Origin of the sequence: Kitasatospora sp. NPDC059648 (assembly GCF_042734825.1) — a bacterium.
Taxonomy (GTDB): domain Bacteria; phylum Actinomycetota; class Actinomycetes; order Streptomycetales; family Streptomycetaceae; genus Kitasatospora.
The window spans coordinates 1-9561 of record NZ_JBHWDU010000154.1; the positions used below are offsets into that span (position 1 = coordinate 1).

At 71.5% G+C, this 9561-nt stretch carries 9 protein-coding genes; 3 read left to right on the forward strand and 6 right to left on the reverse strand.

Features of this window, described 5'->3' with window-relative positions:
* Positions 1–106: 106 nt before the first annotated feature.
* From ACFV1W_RS39170 to arc, 3 genes are all read right to left on the reverse strand, one after another.
* Positions 107–325, reverse strand: a complete 219-nt coding sequence (locus tag ACFV1W_RS39170; protein WP_030286125.1) for a ubiquitin-like protein Pup — start codon at positions 323–325, stop codon at positions 107–109.
* A 183-nt stretch (positions 326–508) separates the two neighbouring features.
* Complete coding sequence (gene dop / locus ACFV1W_RS39175) at positions 509–2020, reverse strand: depupylase/deamidase Dop (protein ID WP_380422200.1); 1512 nt, start codon at positions 2018–2020, stop codon at positions 509–511.
* 228 nt (positions 2021–2248) lie between these two features.
* Complete coding sequence (arc, locus tag ACFV1W_RS39180) at positions 2249–4015, reverse strand: proteasome ATPase (RefSeq protein WP_380422201.1); 1767 nt, start codon at positions 4013–4015, stop codon at positions 2249–2251.
* A 286-nt stretch (positions 4016–4301) separates the two neighbouring features.
* On the opposite strand from arc, the gene ACFV1W_RS39185 reads away from it, so the two are divergent.
* Positions 4302–4607, forward strand: a complete 306-nt coding sequence (locus tag ACFV1W_RS39185) for a ferredoxin (RefSeq protein ID WP_380422203.1) — start codon at positions 4302–4304, stop codon at positions 4605–4607.
* 3 nt (positions 4608–4610) lie between these two features.
* Here ACFV1W_RS39185 and ACFV1W_RS39190 read toward each other — a convergent pair whose 3' ends face one another.
* The 3 genes from ACFV1W_RS39190 to ACFV1W_RS39200 all read right to left on the reverse strand — a co-directional run bounded on the left by ACFV1W_RS39190 (position 4611) and on the right by ACFV1W_RS39200 (position 7624).
* Complete coding sequence (locus ACFV1W_RS39190; protein ID WP_380422205.1) at positions 4611–5273, reverse strand: hypothetical protein; 663 nt, start codon at positions 5271–5273, stop codon at positions 4611–4613.
* 125 nt (positions 5274–5398) lie between these two features.
* Positions 5399–6358, reverse strand: coding sequence for a tRNA (adenine-N1)-methyltransferase (locus ACFV1W_RS39195; protein WP_380422206.1), 960 nt, complete (start codon positions 6356–6358; stop codon positions 5399–5401).
* Between the two features lie 48 nt (positions 6359–6406).
* Positions 6407–7624, reverse strand: a complete 1218-nt coding sequence (locus tag ACFV1W_RS39200; RefSeq protein ID WP_380422211.1) for a site-2 protease family protein — start codon at positions 7622–7624, stop codon at positions 6407–6409.
* A 216-nt stretch (positions 7625–7840) separates the two neighbouring features.
* Here ACFV1W_RS39200 and ACFV1W_RS39205 point away from each other — a divergent pair, with 216 nt between their 5' ends.
* Entirely contained in the window at positions 7841–8758 is a 918-nt protein-coding gene (locus ACFV1W_RS39205) for a RecB family exonuclease (protein ID WP_380422208.1), read from the forward strand.
* Entirely contained in the window at positions 8758–9429 is a 672-nt protein-coding gene (locus tag ACFV1W_RS39210) for a response regulator (RefSeq protein WP_380422209.1), read from the forward strand. The genes ACFV1W_RS39205 and ACFV1W_RS39210 overlap by 1 nt, the downstream gene beginning before the upstream one ends.
* Positions 9430–9561 lie beyond the last annotated feature (132 nt).

A 9561-nucleotide genomic window follows, 5' to 3' on the forward strand; every position in this document is an offset into this window, starting at 1 on the left:
ACCCGCCCCCGGGGGGGGGGGGGGGGGGGCGGGGGGCGCCCCGCCCCCGCCCCGCCCCCCCCCCCGGGACGGTCGCGACCGTGAATTCCCGAATACCGGGAAAGGGCTATTGCCCACCCTTCTGCACAAAGCCGCGCACGAAATCTTCCGCGTTCGACTCCAGGACCTCGTCGATTTCGTCCAGCACCGCGTCGACGTCGTCGCTCAGCTTTTCCTGGCGTTCCTTGAGGTCATCGGAATTCTGGGTTTCCGCGACCTGTTCCTCGACCTCCTCGGAGGAGCGGTTTGCCCGCTGCTGGCCGCCGCCGGTGTCCTTGCTCGCCATTTCCCTCACCCCGCTCGAATCGTCTGGCACGGTTTGGCCGGTCGGTCGTTGCCGGTTGGCACCGACCCTATACACAAGGTGCGACTGCCGCTCCCGGTTTGCCGGTGGCGCTCCCTGTCCAACACCCGCTGCCACCCCGGATGATTCCCATTCGGCGGACGTTCACCCGTGGTGATCGAAAAGTTACCCGCCGGACAGCACGCGCAGCAGGTCCTCCGCCGTGCGGCAGCGGTCCAGCAGCTCCTTGACGTGGTTGCGGGTGCCGCGCAGGGGCTCCAGCGTGGGTACGCGCTGCAACGAGTCCCGGCCCGGCAGGTCGAAGATCACCGAGTCCCAGGAGGCCGCCGCGACGTGCTCCGCATACTGCTCCAGGCAGCGCCCGCGGAAGTACGCCCTGGTGTCCTCCGGCGGCTTGGTGACGGCCCGCTCGACCTCTTCCTCGGTCAGCAGCCGCTCGAAGCGGCCCCGGGCCACCAGGCGGTTGTAGAGGCCCTTCTCGGCCCGTACGTCGCTGTACTGGAGGTCGACCAGGTGCAGCCGCGGGTTGTCCCACTCCAGGGCGTCCCGGCTGCGGTAGCCCTCCAGGATCTCCCGCTTGGCGACCCAGTCCAGCTGCTTCGACAGCGACATCGGGTCGCGCTCCAGCCGCCCGAGGACGTCCTCCCAGCGCGTGAGGACGTCCACGGTCTGCTCGTCGGCGTCGTTGCCGAAGCGGTCCTCGACGTACTTGCGGGCCAGCTCGAAGTACTCCAGCTGCAGCTGGACCGCGGTGAGCTTGCGCCCGTTGCGCAGGGTGATCAGGTGCTTGAGCGTCGGGTCGTGGGAGACCCGGTGCAGGGTGCGCACCGGCTGGTCGACGGCGAGGTCGGAGGCGATGAAGGAGTCCTCGATCATCGCCAGGACCAGCGAGGTGGTGCCCAGCTTCAGGTAGGTGGAGATCTCGGAGAGGTTGGCGTCCCCGATGATCACGTGCAGCCGGCGGTACTTCTCGGCGTCGGAGTGCGGTTCGTCCCGGGTGTTGATGATCGGCCGCTTGAGGGTGGTCTCCAGCCCGACCTCGACCTCGAAGTAGTCCGCCCGCTGGCTGATCTGGAAGCCGTGCGCCGAGCCGTCCTGGCCGATGCCGACCCGGCCGGCGCCGGTGACCACCTGGCGGGAGACGAAGAACGGGGTGAGGTGGCGGACGATGTCGGCGAACGGCGTCGCCCGCTTCATCAGGTAGTTCTCGTGGGTGCCGTAGGAGGCGCCCTTGTTGTCGGTGTTGTTCTTGTAGAGGTGGATGTTCTGCCCGTTGGGCAGTTCCAGCGCGCGTTGCGCGGCGGCCGCCATGATCCGCTCGCCGGCCTTGTCCCACAGCACGGCGTCGCGCGGGTTGGTCACCTCGGGCGAGCTGTACTCGGGGTGCGCGTGGTCCACGTAGAACCGGGCCCCGTTGGTCAGGATGACGTTGGCGAGGCCGATGTCCTCGTCGGTCAGCTGGCTCGCGTCCGCCACCTCGCGCGCGAGGTCGAAGCCCCGTGCGTCGCGCAGCGGGTTCTCCTCCTCGAAGTCCCAGCGGGCCCGCCGCGCCCGGTGCATCGCCGCCGCGTAGGCGTTGACGATCTGGGACGAGGTGAGCATGGCGTTGGCGTTGGGGTGCCCGGGCACGGAGATCCCGTACTCGGTCTCGATGCCCATCACGCGCCGTACGGTCATGCGGCCCTCCTTGCCCGGTGCCCCGCCCCCGACGGGCGGAACACGCTGACGTACAGCTGAACGACACCGGCGCCGGCGGTCTGCCCGCGGACGGTGGGTCGAGCCTAGAACCCGGCGCCGACCGGCGTGCCCCGAGACGCGCCGTCCGGCTGCGGGGCCGCGAGGCGCCACAGCCGGACGGTGTGCGTACAGCTCCGGGGACCGCTGCCGGCCCGGACAACCGCGTGCTTACAGGTACTGCCCCGTGTTGGCGACAGTGTCGATCGAGCGGCCGGACTCGGCGCCCTGCTTGCCGGTGACCAGCGTGCGGATGAAGACGATCCGCTCGCCCTTCTTGCCGGAGATGCGGGCCCAGTCGTCCGGGTTGGTGGTGTTCGGCAGGTCCTCGTTCTCCTTGAACTCGTCCACGCAGGCGGCGAGCAGGTGGGAGACGCGCAGACCGCGCTGACCGTGGTCGAGGAAGTCCTTGATGGCCATCTTCTTCGCGCGGTCGACGATGTTCTGGATCATGGCGCCGGAGTTGAAGTCCTTGAAGTACAGGACCTCCTTGTCACCGTTGGCGTAGGTGACCTCCAGGAAGCGGTTCTCCTCGGTCTCGGAGTACATCCGCTCCACGACCGACTGGATCATCGCCGCCACCGTGGCCTCGACGGAGCCGTCGTGCTCCTTGAGGTCGTCCGGGTGGAAGGGCAGCGAGTCCCTGAGGTACTTGGAGAAGATGTCCTTCGCGGCCTCGGCGTCCGGGCGCTCGATCTTGATCTTGACGTCCAGGCGGCCGGGCCGCAGGATCGCCGGGTCGATCATGTCCTCGCGGTTCGAGGCGCCGATGACGATGACGTTCTCCAGGCCCTCCACGCCGTCGATCTCGGCGAGCAGCTGCGGGACGATGGTGTTCTCCACGTCCGAGCTGACGCCGGAACCGCGGGTGCGGAACAGCGACTCCATCTCGTCGAAGAAGACGATGACGGGCGTGCCCTCGCCCGCCTTCTCCCTGGCCCGCTGGAACACCAGGCGGATCTGCCGCTCGGTCTCGCCCACGTACTTGTTGAGCAGCTCGGGGCCCTTGATGTTGAGGAAGTAGCTCTTCCCCTGGGGGCGGCCGGTGACCTCGGCGACCTTCTTGGCCAGCGAGTTGGCGACCGCCTTGGCGATCAGCGTCTTGCCGCAGCCGGGCGGGCCGTAGAGCAGCACGCCCTTGGGCGGGCGCAGCTCGAACTCCTTGAAGAGGTCGGCGTGCAGGTACGGCAGCTCGACCGCGTCGCGGATCAGCTCGATCTGGTTGCTCAGGCCGCCGATCTGGCGGTAGTCGATGTCCGGGACCTCTTCGAGGACCAGCTCCTCGACCTCGGACTTCGGCACGACCTCGTACACGTAGCCGGAGCGCGGCTCCAGCAACAGGGCGTCCCCCGCCCGGATGGTGACCTCGCGCAGCGGTTCGGCGAGGCGCACCACGCGCTCCTCGTCGGTGTGGCCGATGACCAGGGCGCGCTCGCCGTCCTCCAGGATCTCCTTGAGGGTGACGATCTCGCCGATGCGCTCGAAGGCCATCGCGTCCACGATGTTGAGGGCCTCGTTGAGCATCACTTCCTGGCCGCGCCGCAGTTCGTCGAGGACGACGTTCGGGCTGACGTTGACGCGGAGCTTGCGACCGCCGGTGAAGATGTCGGCGGTACCGTCCTCGTTCGCCGCGAGGAAGGTGCCGAACCCGGCCGGGGGCTGTGCCAGCCGGTCCACTTCCTCCTTGAGGGCCACGATCTGGTCGCGGGCCTCGCGCAGGGTGGAGGCGAGTCGTTCGTTCTGGGCGGTCACGCCGGCCAGGTTGGTCTGGAGCTCGACGATCCGCTCTTCGAGGATTCTCGAATTGCGCGGCGAGTCGGCGAGCTTGCGGCGCAGTACGGCGATTTCCTGCTCAAGGTACGAGACCTGAGCGGCCTCGTCGGAACCACGAGCGGGCCTGCCGGTGCTGCGGTTGTAGTCGTCATCGTGGGCTGCCACGGTCCTCACCTCCTCCGGGGAGCTGGACGCTTCCAGACCCTACCTGGGACCAGGGGTCCGTAAACCCCTAGATCAAGAAAGATGGAACGGGCGTGTCCGATCTTCGCCCCAGCGTGCTTCCCCTCTGCTAAGGGGATACCCACCGCGCACCACCCAAAGCGGGCCAGATGTATCGTCGAGCGAAGCGATATCCGATCGCGACCGCGGTGCTTGGGTCCGATCGTTGTACGAATGGCGGGATTGCTCCAGGAATAGGGGCGACCCGGGACAGAAACGGCAGGGGACCATGTCGGTGACCGAGCAGACCGCGGTGGCGACCGAGGAGCTGGAGGTGTGGATCGACCAGGACCTGTGCACCGGCGACGGCATCTGCGCCCAGTACGCGCCCGAGGTCTTCGAGCTGGACATCGACGGACTCGCGTACGTGAAGGGCCCGGACGACGAGCTGCGCCAGCAGCCGGGGGAGACCGCCCCGGTGCCGCTGACGCTCCTTCAGGACGTGGTGGACTCGGCCAAGGAGTGCCCCGGCGACTGCATCCACGTGCGCCGGGTCGCCGACCGGGTCGAGGTCTACGGGCCGGACGCCGAGTAAGGCCTAGGCGGAGCCGGCCGGGGCGGCGGACTGGGAGCGTTCCCAGCCGCCGCCCCTGTGCGTCCAGGTGAGGTCGAGTGAGACGTCGGGGCGGAAGCGCGGCACGTCGTCGCCCGAATACCCCTGCGCGTGGCCGGTGATGGCGCCGTCGGAGCGCACCGCGAGCTTGCTGAGGGTCAGGTTCTCGCGCTCGGTCAGCAGGGTGGCGAGCACCACCGGGCGCCCGTCCGGGCCGAAGCCGAGCAGGTAGGCGGAGTCCGGGGGGTTGCCGGTGTCGGTGGCGCAGTGCGCGGCGACGACCGTGCCGGGGTGCCCGTCGCCGAGGTCGGCGGGCACGCTGAGCACCGTCTTGACCGGGAAGGGGCCGCAGTCCATGGGCAGTTGGGCCGCCGCCGGGTCGGGGGCGGCGCCCGCGGCGAGGGCCTGGGGGGTGCCGCCGGCGGCCAGCGGGGTACCCGTGGCCGGGGAGGCGGAGAGCGCCGCGGCCACCACCGCGCCGCAGCCCGCCAGGGCAACGGCCCAGTGCCAGGGGGCGGTTCGCGCGTGTCCGGGCCCGGAGCGGCCCCGCGGTGTCTGCTGTCCAGCCGTCGCCGTCGTCGTCCCGACCGCGGTCTCCACCAGGCGTCCCCTCCAGAGCTCCAGGAGCTGGTCTGCGTGAGCGAGCATCGTCCCACACCGGGCCCGTGCGCTGTCGGCCGGGGAGCCGAAGGGTGCACCGGTGCCGAGGCGGCCACGAAAGGAAGGGGTGGCGCGAGCGTCGAACTCGCACCACCCCTTCTCGGGTTCCGGGGTCAGCCCAGGTCGGGCTGCTCGGCCTCGACCTCGCGGGCGGCCTTGCGGGCCGCGGCGCGCTCCTGCAGGGTCGCCTCGGGCGCTCCGCTGTCGTAGTCCTCGCCGTAGGCGCCCTTGGCCGGCCGGCGGCGGCGCAGCGGCGGCTCGACACCGTCCGCCAGGCGGCGGGCGGTGAGCAGGAAGCCGGTGTGGCCGATCATCCGGTGGTCCGGGCGGACGGCCAGGCCCTCCAGGTGCCAGGTGCGGACCATGGTCTCCCAGGCCTGCGGCTCGGTGAAGGTGCCGTGCTCGCGCAGCGCCTCGACGGTCTTGGACATCTGCGTGGTGGTGGCCACGTAGCAGCAGATGAGGCCGCCGGGGACGAGCGCCTTGGAGGCGACGTCCAGGCACTCCCAGGGGGCCAGCATGTCGAGGATGACGCGGTCGACGTCGGTCTCGACCAGGTTGTCCTGGAGGTCGCCGACGGTCAGCTTCCACGCCGGGTGCGGGCCGCCGAAGTAGCGCTCGACGTTGCCCCGGGCGATGTCCGCGAAGTCCTGCCGGCGCTCGTAGGAGGCCAGCGAGCCCTGCTCGCCGACGGCGCGCAGCAGGTAGGTGCTGAGCGCCCCGGAGCCGACACCCGCCTCGACCACGCGGGCGCCCGCGAAGATGTCGGCCATCGCCAGGATCTGCCCCGCGTCCTTGGGGTAGATCACGGCGGCGCCGCGCGGCATGGACAGGACGTAGTCGGGGAGCAGGGGGCGCAGCGCGAGGTACGGGACGTTCCCCGTGGTGCGCACGACCGTGCCCTCGGGAGCGCCGATCAGCTCGTCGTGCGGGAACGCACCCTTGTGGGTGTGGAACTGGTTCCCGGCCTGGAGCGTGAACGTGTAGTGGCGACCCTTGGGGTCGGTCAGCTGGACCTGGTCCCCGACCTGGAAGGGCCCGCGTCGGCGGGCGGCACCGGTCGGTTCGGACATGCGGCCAATCCTAAGGGAAGCGGGCCGCCCCGCCTCACCAGGCCCTGGTCACCTGCCCGAGACGGCGGCGGTGAGGCGCTGCTCGATGTCCGTGAGCGCGGCCACGCCGTACACCCTGCCGTCCGTCTCGACCACCAGGTACTCGCCCGCCGGAGTGGCCTGGACGGCCCGCAGCAGGTCCTCGCCGCCGAGGTCGGCGTCCAGCCGCAGCCCGGGTTCGAGGTCGCGGGCGAGCGCGCCGACGGCCACCCAGGGGCGGCGGTGCTCCGGTACGGCGCGTACCGCGGACTCGCGGACGATGGCGATCGGGTCGCCCCGGCCGTCCACCACCACGACCGCGCCGGCCTCGGCCTCGCGGGCCCGGCGCATCGCCTCGCCGAGCGGGGTGTCGGCGGTGACCTCGACGCTGCGGCGGGCGAGCTCGCGCAGCCGCAGGCCGGGCAGCGCCTCCTTGAGCCGGGCGTTGCGCACGCTGCCGGCGGCGCCGTTCCAGATGATCGCGGCCAGCACGGCGGCCAGCACCGCGTCGACCAGGGTGTCGGTCGTGGTGCGCTCGCCGCCGCGGGACGCGCTGACCAGCGGCAGGCCGACCAGCACCGCGATCGCCAGCGCCCGGCCGATCCAGGCGGCGGCCACCGTGCCGGTCATGGCCTTGCCGGTGACGGCCCAGACCACGGCGCGCAGCATCCGGCCGCCGTCCAGCGGCAGGCCGGGCAGCAGGTTGAAGGCGGCGACCACCAGATTGGAGACCATCAGGCCGGTCAGCAGCACCCCGGGCACGCTGGACAGCTCGACGGCGCGCAGCGCGAGGTAGAAGGCGCCGCCGAGCACCAGGGACAGCAGCGGGCCGACGAAGGCCAGCCAGAACTCGCGCCAGGGGCTCTCGGCCTCGTTCTCGATCTCGGAGACGCCGCCGAAGAACTGCAGCTGGATCCGCCGTACCCCGAGCTTGTAACGCAGCGCGACCAGGGTGTGGGCGAGTTCGTGGACCAGGACGGAGGCGTAGAAGGCGACCGCGAAGAAGAAGGCCAGCAGGTATCGCACTCCGCTGCCGAGCTCGGGCAGGACGTCGCCGAGCTGCCCGCCGAACACCCAGGTGATCAGGGCGGCGATGACGAACCAGGACGGGGTGACGTAGATGGGCACGCCGAAGGGGCGCCCCATCAGGAGGCCGCCGCCGCGCTCGGCGCGTGGCCCGGTGGGGCGCCCGCCGTCCTGCGGTGGCTGGTCGGAGGTCTGCTGCCCCCTGGTGTCGCTCACCGTGATCCCTTCGGTCGTCCGCCCGTCGTGCCCCGGTGCGCCCACGCTACGTGATCGCGGCCACTCGGTGCCGCGCGCCCCTCTGTCAGGCCTCATACCCACTGGACCGCCCCTGGACCGGCTCCGGCCCGGCTCCGGCCCGCCGGGGCCGTCAGGCCGGTCCGGGCGCCGTGGCAGCACGGTGGCAGCGCGATGACAGCGAAGGGCAATAGGGTCTTAGCCATGCAGCAGACCGACACCAGCAGTGCCGCCGGGGCCCCGGCGCGCCCGGCGGCGCCCCCGACCGGGCTGTCCCCGTCCCGCGCGGGGGACTTCCTCACCTGTCCCCTGCTGTACCGGCTGCGGGTGATCGACCGGCTGCCCGAGCCGCCGAGTCCGGCGGCGACCCGGGGCACGCTGGTGCACGCGGTGCTGGAGCGGCTGTTCGACAGCCCGGCGACCGAGCGGACGCCGGAGCGGGCGCTGGGCCTGCTGCGGCCGCAGTGGGAGCGGCTGCTGGGCGAGCGCCCCGAGCTGGGCTCGCTGTTCCCCGACGACCCGGACGGCGCGGCGCTGACCCGCTGGCTGGCGGACGCCGAGAAGCTGGTCGGCCAGTGGTTCCGGCTGGAGGACCCGACCCGGCTGCACCCGGTGGAGCGGGAGCTGTACGTGGAGACGGCCCTGGAGTCGGGGCTGCTGCTGCGCGGCTACATCGACCGGGTGGACGTCGCCCCCACCGGTGAGGTCCGGCTGGTGGACTACAAGACCGGCCGGGCGCCCTCGCGGGACTTCGAGGGCAAGGCGATGTTCCAGATGAAGTTCTACGCGCTGGTGGTGTGGCGCTGGAAGGGCGTGGTCCCCAAGCGCCTCCAGCTGGTCTACCTCGGCGGGGGCGGGGACGTGGTCAGCTACGACCCGGACGAGGCCGACCTGCTCGCCGTGGAGCGCAAGCTGCAGGCGCTGTGGGAGCGGATCAGCCACGCGGTGGCGACCGGGGACTTCCCGGCCACCCGCAACCGGCTGTGCGACTGGTGCGACCACCAGGCCAGCTGCCCGGAGTTCGGCGGCACCCCGCCGCCGTACCCGCTGCCCGTGCCGGCACAAGCCCGTACGTCGGATGAGAGCGATCCCACGGGGGATCCGATGAGCAAGGAGTCCTAGTGACGATCCGAGTGCTGCTGGTCGACGACCAGCCGCTGCTGCGCACCGGTTTCCGGATGATCCTGGAGGCCGAGACCGACCTGGTGGTGGTCGGTGAGGCCGGCGACGGTCAGCAGGCGCTGGACCAGGTGCGGGCGCTGCAGCCCGACGTGGTGCTGATGGACATCCGGATGCCGAGGATGGACGGCGTGGAGGCGACCCGCCGGATCGCCGGCCCGGGGCGGGACGGCCCGGCCAAGGTGCTGGTGCTGACCACCTTCGACCTGGACGAGTACGTGGTGGAGGCGCTGCGCGCCGGTGCCAGCGGCTTCCTGCTGAAGGACGTCCCGGCCGAGGAGCTGGTGCAGGCGATCCGGGTGGTCGCGGACGGCGCGGCGATGCTGGCGCCGAGCATCACCCGCCGGCTGCTGGACATGTACGCCACCAAGCTGCCCTCGGGCGAGGAGGCGCCGCCGCAGGCGCTGAGCGCGCTGACCGAGCGGGAGCTGGAGGTGCTGAAGCTGGTGGCGCGCGGGCTGTCGAACGCGGAGATCGCGGCCGAGCTGTTCGTCAGCGAGACGACGGTGAAGACCCATGTCGGCCACGTGCTGACGAAGCTCCAGCTGCGCGACCGGGTGCAGGCGGCGGTGTACGCCTACGAGAGCGGGCTGGTGCGCCCGGGCACCCTGTAGACACCGCGGCGGCCCGCCGCCTCTCCCGGGTCCGGGGGGGGGGGGGGGGGCGCCCCCCCGCGGGGGGGCGGGGGTTTTTGGGCGGGGAACCCCCAAACGGAAAAAACCCGGGGGGTGGGGTGGGGAGAGGAC